We start from the raw sequence: 17,105 nt of genomic DNA, 5'->3' as shown, positions 1-17,105 counted from the left end.
TGATTAAAAAACACAAATACTAACTGTAATTATCTATTTTGATTAAAAGTAGCGGTTCCAACACCTATAACTCTGTCATATAAACTGCCAAAAGGTTTGAAGTAAACAATGACTGTGTATTCATTTTCGGTCTGAAAAAAGGTACCATTAATTTCGTTAGTGTTTACGTTTCCAGATTCATCAACTGTGGCAAATGTATAATTATAAAAGCCTTGTTTCAGCAGTACACTTCCAGTATACATGCTATTGTTAAAATCATATTCTAGTTGAGTTTCATCTTCAATTTCAAAATTATTGAAAGCACCATATACGTGCACCTGTTTGTCTGCAAAAGGCTCGTCTGCATTTATGGTAAAATGCATTCTTGCATAATCTGCTTCAGTTCTGGCATCATTTCCTTCTAAAGTTCTAAAAACGAATTGCCCATTAATATCTGGGTTATATCTATAGGTTAAATAAGGATCATAAGTAAAAGGATATACGTAATGCTGAAATACATCACCTTTTTCAATTCTAACAATATTGATGCTTTTGTTTCTTAAGAACTTGCTGTCAAAATTTAAGTACTCATTACCACCCCAAAAGTTAGTTTTGTTTGAGTAAGTATATTTTAATTGATTAGGTTTAAAAAATGTAGGTTGTAAATCAGTAATTTTTTCATTCCAATTTTCATTTTTTAAAATAGCTACATTAATTTCTTGTTGTGGATTGTTGATTCTTAAATTAGGATAATTAACACTAAATTCAAGAGTCTGTTGTGTATTTAATGTTTTAGCATTTCTACTTCTAGACACTTGAATACCTATTGTTGCTGCACTTTCGTATAACACGAATTTACGCGTAAAAACAACGTCATCATCATCGTCTAAAACAGATAAAAGGTAATTACCACTTTTTGTAATTGCTGTATTTGCATTCGGAATTCTAACTTCATAATGCGAATAACTTTGTAAAGTATTAAAAGAATTGGTGACATTAATAATAGTGTTTTCGTCAAATCCATCTATAAACTGACTCGAAAGCAATCTGCTTTTTTGCCAATCGTGTGTCATGTGTTCAATTCTATATTGATAATCTTTTCCATCAGCCTCTAAATCATCAAAAGAAAGTTCTAAGGTAGTTCCTAATGGTACAATTGAAGTGTAAACATCATTACCCAAAGCTCTTAATTGAATAGATTTTATTTCTTGATTGTAGCCCTGAATGCTAGATAATAGCGTGATAATAATGAATATAAATTTCTTCATTTTACAAAAATATCAAAAGATTTCTAAGGATATTACAAAATTCAAGCCAAAAATGAATATCAATTTAAATTATTTAGAATAAATATAAATAACAAATTTAAGCCGTTTTTTATGTTTAAAATAATGCTTAAAAGCCGTAAATTTGCATGATTTTTTTAGTTAAATAAAATTCCACAATTACTATGTCAAAAGACATTCGTATTAAAAAAGGCTTAGATATTAAGCTTGTTGGTATTGCAGAAAAAACAACTACAAATAGTTCTTTAAGTAGTGTTTATGCAATAAAACCAGAAGATTTTCATGGAATTACACCAAAACTTGTTGCCAAAGAAGGGGCTGAGGTAAAAGCAGGAGATACACTTTTTTATTCTAAAAGTGACGAACGCATTTTATTTCCAAGTCCTGTTTCTGGTAAAGTTACTGAGGTAATTCGTGGAGCAAGAAGAAGAGTTATGGCTGTTAAAATAGCAGCAGATGCAACTCAAGTACATACAGATTTTGGTGTTAAAGATGCCGCAAAAATGTCTGCGGAAGAAGTAAAGAATCATTTGTTTACTTCTGGATGTTGGCCATTTATAAAGCAACGTCCTTATGATGTTGTTGCGAATCCTAATCAGGCTCCAAAAGCAATCTTTATTTCTGCTTACGCAAGTGCGCCTTTGGCTGCAGATTTAGAATATACTTTAGCAGGTAAAGAAGCTGAATTACAGGCTGCAATTACTGCTGTTTCTAAATTAACAGAGGGTAAAGTGCACATGTCTGTTGGTGCTAATTCTATGTTTGCAAATTTGTCTGGTGTAGAAATTCATAAGGTATCTGGTCCTCATCCTTCAGGAAATGTTGGTACACAGATTGCAATGATAGACCCAATTAACAAGGGTGAAGTTGTATGGGTTGTAACTCCACAAGATTTAGTGGTTATTGGTGAATTGCTTTTAACTGGTAAATTAAACTTACAAAGAACAATCGCTTTAACAGGTTCTCAATTTGAGAAGCCTCAATACATTACAGCAATTGCTGGTGCATCTATTTCTGATGTAACTGCCAATAATTTGAATAACGATAATACTAGAATTATTAGTGGAAACGTGCTTTCTGGAAAGCAAGTAGAAATTGATGGTTTCTTAGGGTATTATGACAATCAAATTACAGCAATACCAGAAGGTGATGATTATGAGTTTTTTGGTTGGAATAAGCCAGTTTTTGATAAAATTTCTGCATCAAGAGCATTAACATTCTCTTGGTTAACTCCAAACAAAAAATACGATTTAGATACCAATACAAATGGCGAACATAGAGCATTTGTAGTTACTGGTTCTTATGAAAATGTATTTCCACTAGATATTTATCCAATGCAATTGTTAAAAGCATTTATGATAAAAGATTTAGATGAAATGGAAGCTTTAGGTGGCTATGAAGTAGCCCCAGAAGATTTTGCTTTAACAGAATTTATTTGTGTGTCTAAACAGCCACACCAAAAAATAATTCGTGAAGGTTTAGATTTAATGAGACAAGAATTAGGATAGAGTTATGAGCTTAAAACAAAACTTACATAATTTAAAAGAGAAATATAAGGGCACAAAAATGGCACCTGCATTTAATGCAATCCATACGTTTTTATATTTACCAAATGAGGTTACTCATGGAGGAACTCATATTAAAGCAGCAGATGATTTAAAGCGTACAATGAATATTGTAATTATGGCTTTAATTCCTTGTTTGCTATTTGGAATGTTTAATGCAGGTTATCAGCATTATGCAGCTATAGACGGTTCTTTAAGAGACAATGTGTTAGCTAACTTTTTTACTTGGGACAATTTTTGGATCGGTATTATTAAGGTATTACCATTAGTAATTGTTTCTTACGGAGTTGGTTTAATTGTAGAATTTATTTTTGCAGTAATTAAAGGGCATGAAGTAGAAGAAGGTTATTTAGTAACTGGTATGTTAGTGCCATTAATTGTGCCTGTAGATACTCCACTTTGGATGTTAGCAGTAGCAGTTGTTTTTGGTGTTGTAATTGGTAAAGAAGTTTTTGGAGGTACAGGTATGAATATCTTAAACCCTGCATTAACAATTAGAGCATTTTTATTCTTTGCATATCCAACTTGGATGTCTGGAGATAAAGTATGGGTTTACGATGCTGTTGAAAGAACAGGAACTGCAGATGCAATATCAGGAGAAACAATCTTAGGTAGTTATGCACAAAACAATATGGCATTAGTTGAAACGACCTACTCAAACTGGGATAAGTTCTTTGGTTTTATTCCAGGTTCAGTTGGTGAAACTTCTACTTTCTTAATATTATTAGGAGCAGCTTTCTTGATTTTTACTAAAATAGGAAGTTGGAGAATTATCGTATCAACATTTGTTGGTGCAGCAGTGATGGGCTTAATTTTTAACGGAATTGTAAATGCAGATATCATTACTGAATCAAGTAAATTTTACGGTTTAATGAGCACTAATTGGTGGGAACACTTAATGATTGGTGGTTTAGCATTTGGAGCTGTTTATATGGCTACAGATCCTGTAACTGGTTCTCAAACTAATAAAGGAAAATGGATTTATGGTTTCTTAATAGGTTTCATTTCAATAATGATACGTGTATTTAACCCTGCATATCCAGAAGGTGTTTTCTTAGCCATTCTATTAATGAATGTGTTTGCACCAACTATAGATCATTATGTAGTGCAAGGAAATGTAAAAAAGAGATTAAAACGTGCTAAAGTTAAAACTGCCTAATTATGAGTAAGAGAACAGATGGTAATGGTTATACAATGATTTTCGCTGTTGTAATGGTGTTAATTGTTGGTTCTTTATTGGCTTTTATGGCATCATCTTTAAAGCCAAACATTAAAGAAAATCAAAGAATAGAAAAACAACAAAACATCCTTTATGCAATGGATGTTAATGAGAATGACGAATCTAGTGCAACTTTTGTTTCTACAGCTGTGGCAGGAGAAGAGTTTTCTAAATACATCACAGAGCAACTTGTTTTAGAGAGTAAAGACGGTAAAATCGTTAAAACACAAACTAGGCAAGAATACATGGATGAAAATGCTGGTCAAGAGCCATATTTAATCGATGTAAAAAAGCAACAAGCCAATGCTAAAGTTGGTAAGGCTAGAAAATTGCCTTTATTTGTTGGTGAAAAAGATGGTAAGAAATATTATGTAGCTCCAATTTATGGTAAGGGATTATGGGATGCTATTTGGGGTTATGTTTCTATGGATGAGAATATGGTTGTTCAAGGCGCATATTTTGATCACAAAGGAGAAACTCCAGGATTAGGAGCAAACATTAAACAACGCTATTTTATGGATGATTTCTATGGAGAGCACTTACTTACAGAAGCAGGTGTTTTTAAAGGAATTACAGTTGCCAAAGGTAACAACGATCCAAAAAATGACGATAAAACAGATTATGAGGTAGATGCTATTGCTGGTGCAACAATTACTGGAGATGGTGTTACTGCAATGATAAAATCAGATTTATCATTATACGTACCTTATTTTAAATCATTAAAACAATAATTTATGGCACTTATATCAAAAAAAGACGCAGCCTTAATTAAAGATCCTTTTTTAGACAATAACCCAATTACTATTCAAGTATTAGGTATTTGTTCTGCATTAGCAATTACAGCTGAGCTTAAGGCTTCTATTGTAATGTCTGTATCAGTATTATTTGTATTAGGTTTAGGTAATGTAGTAATCTCATTAATGAGAAACATTATCCCTTCTAAAATTAGAATTATAGTTCAGTTAATTGTAGTTGCAACTTTAGTAATTATTGTTGATTTAGTGCTAAAAGCATTTGCATACGAATTAAGTAAAACACTATCCGTATTTGTTGGTTTAATTATTACCAACTGTATTATTATGGGGCGTTTTGAAGCTTTTGCCTTAGGTAATGGTCCATGGAGATCTTTCTTAGATGGTATTGGAAACGCAGTAGGTTATGCTGTAATTCTAATTGCTGTAGGTTTCTTTAGAGAGTTATTAGGTTCAGGAACTTTATTAGGTTATAAAGTTTTAGGAGATCCAATAGAAAAGACAGGTTTATACGCAATTGGCTATGAGAATAACGGATTTATGTTATTATCTCCAATGGCTTTAATTGTAGTTGGTATCATTATTTGGGTTCAGAGAACTAAGAACAAATCATTAATAGAAGAACATTAAATACAATAATCATTAATTAATAGTAATTGATTTTTGATAATTGATAATTGAAAAAAATATGGAACATATAGAATTATTTTTCAAATCGATTTTTATAGATAACATGGTTTTTGCAACATTCTTAGGGATGTGTTCTTACCTAGCTGTATCTAAAAAAGTATCTACTGCTGTTGGTTTAGGAGCTGCTGTTATATTTGTATTAGCAGTAACTGTGCCTTTAAACTGGTTATTAGATCAATATATTTTACAAGAAGGAGCACTTTCTTGGTTGGGTGAAGAATATGCACAATACGATTTAAGTTTTTTATCATTCATCATGTTTATTGCAACAATTGCAACCATGGTGCAGTTGGTAGAAATTATCGTTGAGAAATTCTCACCATCTTTATACAATTCGTTAGGTATATTTTTACCATTAATTGCTGTAAACTGTGCAATTTTAGGAGGTAGTTTATTCATGCAATCTAGAGAAATACCTACTTTAGGTTTGGCTTTAACTTATGGTGTGGGTTCAGGAATTGGATGGTTTTTAGCAATTCTAGCTATTGCTGCAATTCGTGAAAAAATTAGATATTCTAGTGTTCCTCCAGCCTTGAGAGGATTAGGAATTACTTTTATAATTACTGGTTTAATGGCAATTGGTTTTATGAGCTTTGGTGGTATGTTAACTGGAGGTGATGAAAAGAAAGATGAGCCAAAGAATGAGGAAGCTAAGATTGAAGTTCAAAAAGAACTAAAGAAAGAAGAAGATGCTAAAATAGTAGCAGAAAACACAAACTTAAATAACAATTAGAATGATATTAGCAGCAGGTACAACAGGTACAGTTATTGCAACAGTAGCAGCTTTTTTACTAATTACTTTAATATTAGTTGCTTTATTGTTGTTTGTGAAGCAGAAGTTATCTCCTTCTGGTCCAGTAACCATTACAATTAATGGTGAAAAGACGTTAGAAGTAGGTTCAGGAAGTACGTTATTAACAACATTAGGTAACGAAAAAATCTTTTTACCATCAGCTTGTGGTGGTGGAGGTTCTTGTATACAATGTGAGTGTCATGTTTTAGAAGGTGGAGGAGAAGCTTTACCAACTGAAGTACCTCACTTTACTAAGAAAGAATTAAAGGCAGGAGCACGTTTAGCATGTCAGGTTAAAGTAAAACAGGACATGAATATTACAATTCCAGAAGAAGTATTCGGAATTAAAAAATGGGATGCTGTAGTTGTAAGAAATTACAACGTAGCTTCATTTATTAAGGAGTTTGTAGTAGAAATTCCTGAAGATATGGGCTATAAAGCAGGTGGTTATATTCAGATCGAAATACCTCCTTGTGAAGTTAAGTTTTCTGATATGGACATTACAGCTCACCCAGAAGAGCATGAAACTCCAGATAAATTTCAAGCTGAATGGGACAAGTTTAAACTTTGGCCATTAGTAATGAAGAATACAGAAACTGTAGAAAGAGCGTATTCTATGGCCTCTTACCCTGCAGAAGGTAGAGAAATCATGTTAAATGTACGTATTGCAACTCCACCTTTTGATAGAGCTAAAGGTGATTGGATGGATGTTAATCCTGGTGTTGCATCTTCTTACATCTTTAACTTAAAGAAAGGTGATAAGTGTGTAATTTCTGGTCCTTATGGAGAATTCTTCATCAACGAATCAGATTCCGAAATGTTATATGTTGGTGGTGGTGCTGGTATGGCTCCAATGCGTTCTCACTTATATCACTTATTCAAAACCTTAAAAACAGGTAGAAAAGTGACTTATTGGTATGGAGGTCGTTCTAAGAGAGAACTATTTTACTTAGATCACTTTAGAGATTTAGAGAAGGAATTTCCAAACTTTAAATTTTACTTAGCGTTATCAGAACCAATGGAAGAGGATAATTGGAAAGTAAAAGAGAATATAGACGCTGAAGGTGATGGGTTTGTAGGTTTCATACACAACTGTGTAATCGATAATTACCTAAGCCATCATGAATCTCCAGAAGATATTGAATTGTATTTCTGTGGACCACCGTTAATGAACAAAGCTGTTCAGAAAATGGGTGAAGATTTTGGTATACCAGATGAACACATCAGATTTGACGATTTTGGAGGATAGAAATCCTTCCTATAGATAAAAAAAAGACCAACATAATTGTTGGTCTTTTTTTTGTTTATGCTTAAAATAATTAAGCAATAATTATGCAAAAATAGCTTCATTTAAAAATGTTTCTAAGTGATAAATAGGTTCTCCATTTTCTTGTTCAAATAACTTAGATAAATCCATTACATCCTCAACTTGATCTAATTCACACAATAGAGAAATCACAGCACAAAGTCCGTTAAAAAGCACATCATTTGCTGTTGGATTTTTTGGCTTTGTATTGTAATGGCATAAAGGAGTTTCAAATCCGCAAGCCTCTAAAAACACTTTCTCTATTTTTAAAATTTCTAAAGGCGTATATCCATTAAATTTACGTCCCAAATTTTGATGCACCCTACCTACATAACTTAATTCTAAAGAACCATGATCATTAGATAAATGTTTCCAACTATCATGATTGTCCAATATATTACCTACTGCACATGCAGCACAATCTTCTGGATTTAGTTGCTTGTTATGATACGCATTGTATAATTTAGTTAAGGCTTGTTCCAGTCGTTTAGAAGTCTTCATCATCATTTAATTTTGCTTTTTAAAGATAAGAAATCTTTAAAACTATTAAAAAAATTGAAAGTTAAATTATTGGTCTAAATTGTTTTCAATCTATTTTTATCTACTTTTTATAAATTGTACTTTTGAAAAACTAAAGCCACTGCATGAAAAGTATTGACAAGATTCTTTCTAGGAAGAATTATGTAAAAATCAAACTGAAAAAAATTGCAACAAATCACTTAGAATTAAAAGCCAAAATTAACGGAGTTAAAGGTAGGTTTATTCTAGATACTGGTGCATCTAATTCATGTGTTGGTTTAGACCTGATTAGTTTTTTTAAGTTGGACGCAGAAGAGAGTGAAACTAAGGCTGCAGGAGCAGGAGCCACAGGAATGGAGACACAACAATCTAAAGGAAATAATTTAAAAATTGGCGACTGGAAAACAAATAAAAGTCATTTAGTATTATTTAACCTTGAGCATGTAAATACTGCCTTAGAACAACACAATGCTAAGAAAGTACATGGTATTATAGGTGCTGATATTCTAGAGAAAGGAAAAGCATTTATAGACTACAAACAACACGTTTTATATTTAAAGAAGAAAAAATAAAATTTAATACAAAGAATATGAGTTTACAAAAACAGGTAATGACAAAAATGAAAGAGGCAATGAAAGCAAAGGATACTGTTGCTTTACAAGCGTTAAGAGCTGTAAAATCTGCTTTTTTATTGGCTAAAACTGAGTCTGGAGCTCAAGAAGAAATTTCTGAAGAACAAGAATTGAAAATTATTCAGAAGCAAGTTAAACAACGAAAAGACAGTGCTGCTATTTTCTTAAAGCAAGGTAGAGAAGATTTAGCTGCACCTGAATTGGCAGAAATAGCTGTTTTAGAGCAGTTCTTACCTGAAGCCATATCTGAAGAGGAAATTAAAAAAGTAGTTAAAGCAACCATTGCCGACTTAAATGCTGAAGGTATGAAAGACATGGGTAAGGTTATGGGAGTTGTATCTAAGAAACTTTCAGGTCAAGCAGATGGTAAAACAATTTCTACGCTTGTAAAAAAGAATTTAGCATAAATTCAAAAAAGGGCTACATAGTTCAACTGAATAGAATATCAGATTTCGGCTCTGAGGGTTGCAGGTTTGAATCCTGCTATAGTCACAGAAAAACTCAAAGTAAATTTAATTGCTTTGAGTTTTTTATTGATATTCAGAAGTCAGTTCATCTACAATTAAGCCATCTTCTAAAGTTTGTATAACACCCAAAGCAGCTCTTTCACCAGAAATCATAGCAGCATTTAAAGAACCATTTAACAATTGATCTCCTGCTAAAAATATGGTTGATTTTAATTTGGTTTCTGTACTTGAAATTTCATATTGAATATTAGTAAGATTAGGCAATGCGTTTTTAATTTGATATCTCTTTAAAAATTTAGCATTGGTTATTTTACAATAATCATTTAATTCTTTCTGAACCTTTTCAATTAAATGTTCTTCTGATAATTGATGATTTTTTACAACTGTAACCGATAATAGTTCTTTTGTGCTTTTAGCATCCGTGGCAACACTTGTATGATAGAAAATATTGTTTACTAATGCTTCATTATTCGCTAATAATCCAATTAGCGGTTTTTGAATCACTCTTTGTTCGGTTTCAAAGTATAGTGTATCACAACTTTTCCAAGCTGTTTCTTGATTTTTTAGATTCGAAATTAGAGAACTTGCTTCTGTTGCAATTATGGTGATGTGACTTTTTATTTCTTTACCCTCCTCTAATAAAACTGCATTGTTTTTTACCTCTTGAACTTTAGAGTTGAATAAAAAATTGGTGTTTTTTAATTTACTTTTTAATTGATTTGATATCTCTTGAATTCCCTTTTTTGGTAAAACAGCTAATCCATCTCCAAACATTTTATATACAAATTCAAACATTCTACTAGAAGTGTCCAAATTTGGTTCTAAAAATATACCAGAGAAAAATGGTTTGAAAAAATCATTTATAATTTCTTCAGAAAAACCAAAATCTTCTAAATATTGTATTGTTGTTTTTTCATCTTCTTTGAATATAGTAGCAATCTCTTTTTTCTTTAAAAGTGTGTTTAATTTTAATACTTTCACTTTATCAGAAAGTGTACCAATATTCGAAAGTAACGTAGGTAATAAAAGTGATATGTTTCTTAAAGGATCTCCAATAGTTTGTTGTTTACCATTTTTAAAAATGGTTGCTCCAGGTAAAAATTCTTGCAAGTCTAATGCTTTGTAATCTAAATACTTTTTTGCTGCAGGATAAGAGGTTAGTAAAACTTGAAAACCGTGGTCTAAAGTATAGCCTTGAAAATGGTCAGATTTTACACGACCACCCACTTTTTCTGTAGCTTCTATAATGGTTGGATTATATCCGTAGTTTTCTAAGATTTGAGCCGCAATTAAACCACTAACTCCTGCACCAATTATATTTATTTTATAAGCTGATTTCTCCATTTTCTTCCTGTTTTTCTTTAGAATTCTTTTTCAAATATGCAGTTAAAATTCTTTGTACATCTCTATTGTCTCTCTTTGGTTGTAAAAAGAATTGATAATCTTCTGGCTGATCTAATTCTTCAGCTTGACTTTTATCAATATACCCAAAACCTTTGTAAGAGCCATCTAAAATTAGTGTAAAACCTATTTCGTGCTCATTTCTTCCTGTTTCTTTAATAACCAAATTTTTAGCTTCAAAACCTACAGAAGCAATTGCTTTTTGTACACGTAAATTATAGGTAGCTACATCTTCTTTGTCTATACAAACACCATTACAATTTTGCAAGTGATAACTAAAGCAGCTTTTAACATTGGTTTGTAAATGACAATATTTAGGACATAATTGAAACTCGGTACATAAACTCTCTAAAAAAGCTCTGCATTCAGGAACTGAATAGAAAGTCATTATTGGGTTTGGTGTCAATTTTAGCTTATTAAACGCCAAGTGTAAAATTCCCTTTTGATCTTCATAAGAAAATAGGCCAATGGCAGAATTACTATTTTTCTGTGATCTGTTATATTTAGGAAATTTTGTTTTAATTTCTGATGATTCTAATAAAAGAGCCAAAAGTTCACTTCCAGTTTCTGTGTAAGATAAGTGTGCAGTTTCTAAGCACATTTCTCTTTCTTTTTTCTTTTTATCGTAAAAATGACTGATTACTCTTTGCTTTATATTATTTGCTTTACCAACGTAAATAATTTCTTTAGCACTATTTTTAAAATAGTATACTCCAAAAGTCTCTGGTAAATTATCTACCACCTTTTTATCTAATAAAGGAGGTAAGATTGCTTGGCGTGAACGTGGATTCAAAAATGAATTGATGATAAAATTATCATCTCTTTCAATTAGTCTTCTAAATAATTCTGTTGTGGCTTCTGCATCACCTTTAGCTCTGTGTCTGCCATTAATAGGTATATTTTCATCAATACAAATTTTACCCAAACTATAAGAACGTAAACCAGGCATTATTTTTCTCGATAAACGAACAGTACAAAGTTTTTTACGTTTAAAATCAAATCCTAAACTTTTAAACTCATCTCTAATAATATTGTAATCGAAATTTACGTTATGTGCTACAAAAATAGTATCTCTTGTAAGCTCTTCTACTTTTTTAGCAATTTCATGAAATTTAGGTGCATACCTAACCATGGCATTTGTAATACCAGTTAGATTTGTAATAAATGGAGGTATATTTTGCTCAGGATTTACTAAGGATGTAAACTCATCAATTATTTTTTTACCATCAAAAACAAAAATAGAAATCTCAGTAATTTTTTGACCCTTAAAGCCATTACCTGTGGTTTCTATGTCTATTACTGTATACAATTAGGCAATAATATTTTTTAAATCTGCAATGGTTTCTGTTGGGTTATCGCTCTTAAAAACATAACTACCTGCAACTAATACATTAGCACCAGCCTCTATTAAACCATTTGCATTTTTATTGGTAACTCCACCATCAATTTCTATTTGACAGTTAGATTCTGTAAACTCAATTAAATGTTTTAATTGACTTACTTTTTTGTAGGTATTTTCTATAAATGATTGCCCACCAAAACCAGGGTTAACACTCATTAAACAAACCATGTCTAAATCTTCTATAATATCTTCTAAAACTGCAATTGGTGTGTGAGGATTTAAAGCAACTCCTGCTTTCATTCCTGCTGCTTTAATAGCTTGTATTGTTCTATGTAAGTGAGTACACGCTTCATAATGTACTGTTAAAATATCTGCACCCAAATCTGCAAAAGTTTGTATGTATTGATCTGGATTTACAATCATTAAATGAACGTCAATCGTTTTCTTTGCATGTTGTGTAATTGCTTTTAATACAGGCATACCAAAAGAGATGTTTGGCACAAAAACGCCATCCATAATATCTATGTGAAACCAATCTGCTTCACTATTATTTACCATTTCTATATCTCTTTGTAAGTTGGCAAAATCTGCTGCTAGTATTGAAGGTGCTATTAAATTACTCATTAGTGTGTTGTTATTTTTTGCAAAGATAATTAATTAGGTAAAGAACTTAGTTTGAATTAATTTAAATTCTTTGGCAAATAGTTTAGCCCTGATTGTAATGGCATCCTTTTTAGGTAAACAGATGAAAATCTGATTTATCTAAAAAGATAAAATGAAAAGCAGGAAATTGCTTCAAAAAAAAACTCTCAAAAATTAATTTGAGAGTTTTAAGTTGTATGAATTTGAATGCTTACCCTAAGTAAGTCATTAAAATCTTAGATCTAGAAGTATGTTTTAATCTTCTTATTGCTTTTTCTTTAATTTGACGAACACGTTCACGAGTTAAATCGAAAGTTTCACCAATTTCTTCTAAAGTCATTGGTTGGTGCTCACCTAAACCAAAGTATAATTTAACAACATCTGCTTCTCTAGGTGTAAGCGTTTCTAATGCTCTGTTAATTTCTATACGTAAAGATTCGTGTAATAAAACACGGTCTGGATTTGGAGATTCACCAGAATTTAAAACGTCGTATAAATTTGAATCTTCACCCTCAATTAAAGGTGCATCCATAGATACGTGACGTCCTGAATTTTTCATAGATTCTTTAACGTCATTAACTGTCATATCTAGTTTTTTAGCAATTTCTTCAGGACTTGGAGGTCTTTCGTTTTCTTGCTCTAAAAACGCATACATTTTGTTAATTTTATTAATAGAACCAATTTTATTTAATGGTAAACGTACAATTCTAGATTGTTCTGCTAATGCTTGTAAGATTGATTGACGAATCCACCATACTGCATAAGATATAAATTTAAATCCACGAGTTTCATCAAAACGTTTTGCAGCTTTGATTAAACCTAAGTTACCCTCGTTAATTAAATCTGGTAACGTTAACCCTTGATTTTGATATTGCTTTGCTACAGAAACCACAAAACGTAAATTAGCTTTTGTTAGTTTCTCTAATGCTCTCTGGTCTCCAGCTTTAATAAGCTGAGCCAATTCTACTTCTTCATCTGCAGTAATTAGGTCTACTTTACCAATTTCTTGTAAGTATTTGTCTAGGGATGCAGTTTCTCTGTTAGTAACCTGCTTTGTAATCTTAAGTTGTCTCATCTAATTCTTTCTACTTTTAAAAGAGGTGATAATCATCCTCAAATACTTATACGTTGAATTTTAAGTAAATGTTACAAAATATTTTTATTTTTTTTAATTATTCTTTTTCTGATGCTGTAAAAAGCAGAAAAACAAAGACTTTTGAAGTTCAAAAAAATAGTTATGGATTCTAAAATATTATTTGAAATTTAAGAATTTAAAAGTATCTTTGGCTTTGATTAAAAATAAAACTACTTATCATTTCTGTAAGTATCATAATATTAGGTTTTTAGACTTATTTCTGAAAAAATTTAATTTTTTTAAATGTCAAGCATTGATCTAATTCAATAAAAGCTTGATAGAAAGTTGGGGGACTATCTATCATGAGTGATGTTAATCACAAAAAAAGAGACCGTTTTTACGGTCTCTTTAATTTTCTATATCGATTTCGTTTTTTTTCTATTTAGAAAAGTCCATTGATCTGAGAATCAATTCTATCTATAATATATCCTAAATCTTCTTGGTTTTGTACAAAGTCTAAATTATCTACATCTATTACTAATAATTTACCTTTTGTGTAGGTAGAAATCCAGGCTTCATATCGTTCATTCAATCTACTTAAATAGTCTATACTAATAGAGTTTTCATATTCTCTACCTCTTTTGTGTATTTGACCTACCAATGTTGAAATGTCTGCTCTTAAATAAATTAATAAATCTGGAGGTGAAACTAAGTTTTCCATCAACTCAAAAAGAGAACTATAATTGCTATAATCTCTATTTGTCATTAAGCCCATTGCATGTAAGTTAGGTGCAAAAATATGTGCATCTTCATAAATGGTTCTATCTTGTATGATATTTTTACCTGTTTCTCTTAGTTCTAAAATCTGACGAAAACGACTGTTTAAAAAATAAACTTGAAGGTTAAAAGACCAACGTTCCATTTCTCCATAAAAATCATCTAAATACGGATTTTCATCTACAGATTCAAAATGAGGTTTCCATTTGTAATGTTTGGCTAATAATTTGGTTAGCGTAGTTTTACCTGCGCCTATATTTCCTGCTATTGCAACGTGCATTGTATATTGTTGTATAAGTTATAAAGGTGTGCTAAATTACTAAAAATAATAGAGTAAAAAAGCTTAACAGATTAATTTATAACCAAAACCTCTAATATTTAAAATTTGAATATTATCGTCTTTTTTAAGCTTTTTTCTAAGCTTACTTATAAAAACATCCATGCTTCTTGCATTAAAGAAATCATCATTTCCCCAAAGTTTATTTAAGATAAAAGTTCTATCTAAAACCTGGTTTTTTTTGTTGTTAAGATTTAATAGTAATTCTGCTTCTCTATGTGTTAGGTTTACTTTTACATCATCGAACTCTAAAGTTTGTTTGGTGAAGTTGAAAATGTAATTACCTATTTTTATAAGTTCTAAATTGGTTTTAACTTCTATTCTACTTAGCAAGGCTTTTATTCTCACAATTAGTTCTTCCATAGAAAAAGGCTTTTTAAGGTAATCATTACCACCTAAGTTAAAACCTTCTAAAACATCTGCTGTTTGAGATTTTGCAGTTAAGAATATTATAGGAATACTTTTGTTAGTTTCTCTTATTTCTTTAGCTAAAGTAAAACCATCTTTTTTAGGCATCATAACATCTAACACCAAAATGTCCGGTTCATTTTTGGTATAAATTTCTAAAGCTTCTTCACCATTTTCTGCATGATATACTACAAAGTCTCTACTTTCTAAACTTTCTTTAACAATCATACCTAAGCTAGTCTCGTCTTCTGCCAAAAGCACTTTTATTTTATCCATTTGGTATCAAAATTTTAAAAGAAGTTTGTTCTTTGTTTGATTGCAATGTAAGTTGACCAAGATGCTTTTCTACTATTTTTTTGCAATAGTATAAACCAATTCCAAAACCTTTAACATCGTGTGTATTTCCTTTAGGTATTCTATAAAATTTGTCGAATATCTTTTCTTGCTGACTTTTATCTATACCAATTCCATTATCATTAATACTAATTTCTGTAGATTTTAAAATAGAACTGATATTAATTTCTATTTCATTTCCTCCATACTTTACTGCATTATCAATTAGATTTGAAATAACATTTTCAAAATGAAAAACATCTACGTGCAAATAAACAGGCTGTTTATTTGTTGCAAAAGTTATTTGCTTATTATTAGAGAGTAGTTTGTGCTTTTGAACAATTTTTTCGGTCATTTCTACAATATCTACATTTTCTTTTTTAAGCACTAGTTGCTCACTATCTAAGGTTGCAGTTTCTAACAATTTTTCTACCATTTGATGTAGTTTTTTTAATTGAATGCTAGACATTGCCAAATATCTTTGCGTTTTTTCTTTGTCATCTAAAACATTAAAATTAGAAATAGCTTCTAAAGCTGTGGATACAGTTGCAATTGGAGTTTTAAATTCGTGAGTAATATTGCTGATTAAATCGTTTTTAATGCTCGCTAATTGTTTTTGTTTTGTAATGATTTTTAAAAGATAAAAAAGACAAGAAATAATTAGCAAAGACAAAATTAAGGATATAAAAATTCCGCCAAAACTTCTTTTTAAAGCTTCTATGTTTGGATTGGTATAAAGTAACTCAAAACTTTGATTTTCTTTTACATAGGTTGATTTTGATACAGCTACAAAAGTTTCTGATGTAAGTAAAGAATCTCTAGTTTGATGAAAAATTGTATCTTTCTTTATATGATGAAAACTAGTTGTTAAATCAATGCCTTTTTGACTCAATTGATTGTCAATTAAAGAGTCTATTTTTTTATAGTCTAAAGAATTGTCGAAAAAAGAAATGAACATTGGTTTTAAGTTTTTAATTAACTTTAAACTGTCTGCAGATTTTTTACCTTTAAAATATTGTATTTCTGATTTCTTACCATTTTTATCTACAGAAAATCCATTTTTCTCGTCTGTAAATTGTGTAAATAAAATTGAGGTGTCAGTTTTTCTTTTAGCATCCTTTAACTTATCACTTTGCAGTTCATTGGCAAAATCTTTCATGTCATTCATCATAGAATCTAACTGCTGTTGAGAAAGATCGTCATCCGAAGTTATTTTTATATTGCTAATGGTAAATTTCGGTTTTATTTCTTTTTCCTTTTTTGTCCATATGTTTTTAATAATTGAATCATAAGAACCTTCTGTAGAGAATTTAATATCTACTTTATCTTCTCCTGGTCTTAAAATGGTTAAAAAATCTTTTTTGGCTAAATTGGAATAATAGATTTCAACAGCAGAATCTAAACTTAATTGAATTTCATTTTTTACGCGTTGTTTGTTTTCTTGGTAGTTTTTATAGTTCCAAAAGATTTGTACAGCAATAGTTGTTAATATCGTTGCTGCAATAAAATAAAAGATCCAAGTGTATTTTTTGGTGTTCATGTAGCAAATATAAGAGGTAAAAACTATAAAAACAGTCGGTTA

Annotated in this window: 17 protein-coding genes and 1 tRNA gene; 9 read left to right on the top strand and 9 right to left on the bottom strand. The window is 30.6% G+C overall.

The window, feature by feature from the left end; all coding sequences use genetic code 11:
- Positions 1-29: 29 nt before the first annotated feature.
- Entirely contained in the window at positions 30-1,247 is a 1,218-nt protein-coding gene (locus V7R38_RS01765; RefSeq protein WP_334055796.1) for a type IX secretion system plug protein, read from the bottom strand.
- 182 nt (positions 1,248-1,429) lie between these two features.
- Here V7R38_RS01765 and V7R38_RS01760 point away from each other — a divergent pair, with 182 nt between their 5' ends.
- The 6 genes from V7R38_RS01760 to nqrF are packed head-to-tail and all read left to right on the top strand — an operon-like array spanning position 1,430 to position 7,533.
- Positions 1,430-2,773 (top strand): Na(+)-translocating NADH-quinone reductase subunit A, encoded by a 1,344-nt coding sequence (locus V7R38_RS01760; RefSeq protein WP_334055795.1) that lies wholly within the window; start codon positions 1,430-1,432, stop codon positions 2,771-2,773.
- A gap of 4 nt (positions 2,774-2,777) precedes the next feature.
- On the top strand, positions 2,778-3,989 hold the full coding sequence (locus V7R38_RS01755; protein ID WP_334055794.1) for an NADH:ubiquinone reductase (Na(+)-transporting) subunit B: 1,212 nt from the start codon (positions 2,778-2,780) through the stop codon (positions 3,987-3,989).
- A gap of 2 nt (positions 3,990-3,991) precedes the next feature.
- Positions 3,992-4,780 carry a Na(+)-translocating NADH-quinone reductase subunit C gene (locus V7R38_RS01750; RefSeq protein WP_015482067.1) on the top strand — a complete coding sequence of 263 codons (789 nt, stop codon included), beginning with the start codon at positions 3,992-3,994 and terminating at the stop codon, positions 4,778-4,780.
- 3 nt (positions 4,781-4,783) lie between these two features.
- Complete coding sequence (locus V7R38_RS01745) at positions 4,784-5,431, top strand: NADH:ubiquinone reductase (Na(+)-transporting) subunit D (protein ID WP_015482068.1); 648 nt, start codon at positions 4,784-4,786, stop codon at positions 5,429-5,431.
- Between the two features lie 58 nt (positions 5,432-5,489).
- Positions 5,490-6,224 carry an NADH:ubiquinone reductase (Na(+)-transporting) subunit E gene (gene nqrE / locus V7R38_RS01740; RefSeq protein ID WP_015482069.1) on the top strand — a complete coding sequence of 245 codons (735 nt, stop codon included), beginning with the start codon at positions 5,490-5,492 and terminating at the stop codon, positions 6,222-6,224.
- A gap of 1 nt (position 6,225) precedes the next feature.
- On the top strand, positions 6,226-7,533 hold the full coding sequence (gene nqrF, locus V7R38_RS01735) for an NADH:ubiquinone reductase (Na(+)-transporting) subunit F (protein WP_334055793.1): 1,308 nt from the start codon (positions 6,226-6,228) through the stop codon (positions 7,531-7,533).
- Between the two features lie 81 nt (positions 7,534-7,614).
- Here the strand turns inward: nqrF and V7R38_RS01730 are convergent, their stop codons facing one another.
- Positions 7,615-8,091, bottom strand: a complete 477-nt coding sequence (locus tag V7R38_RS01730) for a Na(+)-translocating NADH-quinone reductase subunit F (RefSeq protein ID WP_334057101.1) — start codon at positions 8,089-8,091, stop codon at positions 7,615-7,617.
- 143 nt (positions 8,092-8,234) lie between these two features.
- On the opposite strand from V7R38_RS01730, the gene V7R38_RS01725 reads away from it, so the two are divergent.
- The 3 genes from V7R38_RS01725 (at position 8,235) to V7R38_RS01715 (ending at position 9,233) form a co-directional block, all read left to right on the top strand.
- A complete protein-coding gene (locus tag V7R38_RS01725) occupies positions 8,235-8,681 on the top strand; it encodes a retropepsin-like aspartic protease (RefSeq protein ID WP_334055792.1) in 447 nt (148 codons plus the stop codon).
- A gap of 17 nt (positions 8,682-8,698) precedes the next feature.
- Positions 8,699-9,148, top strand: coding sequence for a GatB/YqeY domain-containing protein (locus tag V7R38_RS01720; RefSeq protein WP_334055791.1), 450 nt, complete (start codon positions 8,699-8,701; stop codon positions 9,146-9,148).
- 11 nt (positions 9,149-9,159) lie between these two features.
- Positions 9,160-9,233, top strand: a tRNA-Arg gene (locus V7R38_RS01715).
- A gap of 38 nt (positions 9,234-9,271) precedes the next feature.
- Here V7R38_RS01715 and V7R38_RS01710 read toward each other — a convergent pair.
- From V7R38_RS01710 to V7R38_RS01680, 7 genes are all read right to left on the bottom strand, one after another.
- Complete coding sequence (locus V7R38_RS01710; RefSeq protein WP_334055790.1) at positions 9,272-10,552, bottom strand: FAD-dependent oxidoreductase; 1,281 nt, start codon at positions 10,550-10,552, stop codon at positions 9,272-9,274.
- Positions 10,533-11,918 (bottom strand): exonuclease domain-containing protein, encoded by a 1,386-nt coding sequence (locus V7R38_RS01705; protein ID WP_334055789.1) that lies wholly within the window; start codon positions 11,916-11,918, stop codon positions 10,533-10,535. The genes V7R38_RS01710 and V7R38_RS01705 overlap by 20 nt, the downstream gene beginning before the upstream one ends.
- Positions 11,919-12,575, bottom strand: a complete 657-nt coding sequence (gene rpe / locus V7R38_RS01700) for a ribulose-phosphate 3-epimerase (RefSeq protein ID WP_334055788.1) — start codon at positions 12,573-12,575, stop codon at positions 11,919-11,921.
- Positions 12,576-12,804: 229 nt separating this feature from the next.
- Complete coding sequence (locus V7R38_RS01695; protein WP_015482077.1) at positions 12,805-13,668, bottom strand: sigma-70 family RNA polymerase sigma factor; 864 nt, start codon at positions 13,666-13,668, stop codon at positions 12,805-12,807.
- Positions 13,669-14,110: 442 nt separating this feature from the next.
- Positions 14,111-14,725 (bottom strand): deoxynucleoside kinase, encoded by a 615-nt coding sequence (locus V7R38_RS01690; protein ID WP_015482078.1) that lies wholly within the window; start codon positions 14,723-14,725, stop codon positions 14,111-14,113.
- A 63-nt stretch (positions 14,726-14,788) separates the two neighbouring features.
- Positions 14,789-15,466: a response regulator transcription factor gene (locus tag V7R38_RS01685; RefSeq protein ID WP_334055787.1), complete on the bottom strand. Its 678-nt coding sequence runs from the start codon at positions 15,464-15,466 to the stop codon at positions 14,789-14,791.
- Positions 15,459-17,063 carry a sensor histidine kinase gene (locus V7R38_RS01680; RefSeq protein ID WP_334055786.1) on the bottom strand — a complete coding sequence of 535 codons (1,605 nt, stop codon included), beginning with the start codon at positions 17,061-17,063 and terminating at the stop codon, positions 15,459-15,461. The genes V7R38_RS01685 and V7R38_RS01680 overlap by 8 nt, the downstream gene beginning before the upstream one ends.
- Positions 17,064-17,105 lie beyond the last annotated feature (42 nt).

Source organism: Polaribacter sp. P097, from assembly GCF_036864555.1.
Lineage (GTDB): Bacteria > Bacteroidota > Bacteroidia > Flavobacteriales > Flavobacteriaceae > Polaribacter.
The sequence above is the reverse complement of the archived record's forward strand: the minus strand, read 5'-3'. Positions and strand labels throughout refer to the sequence as shown.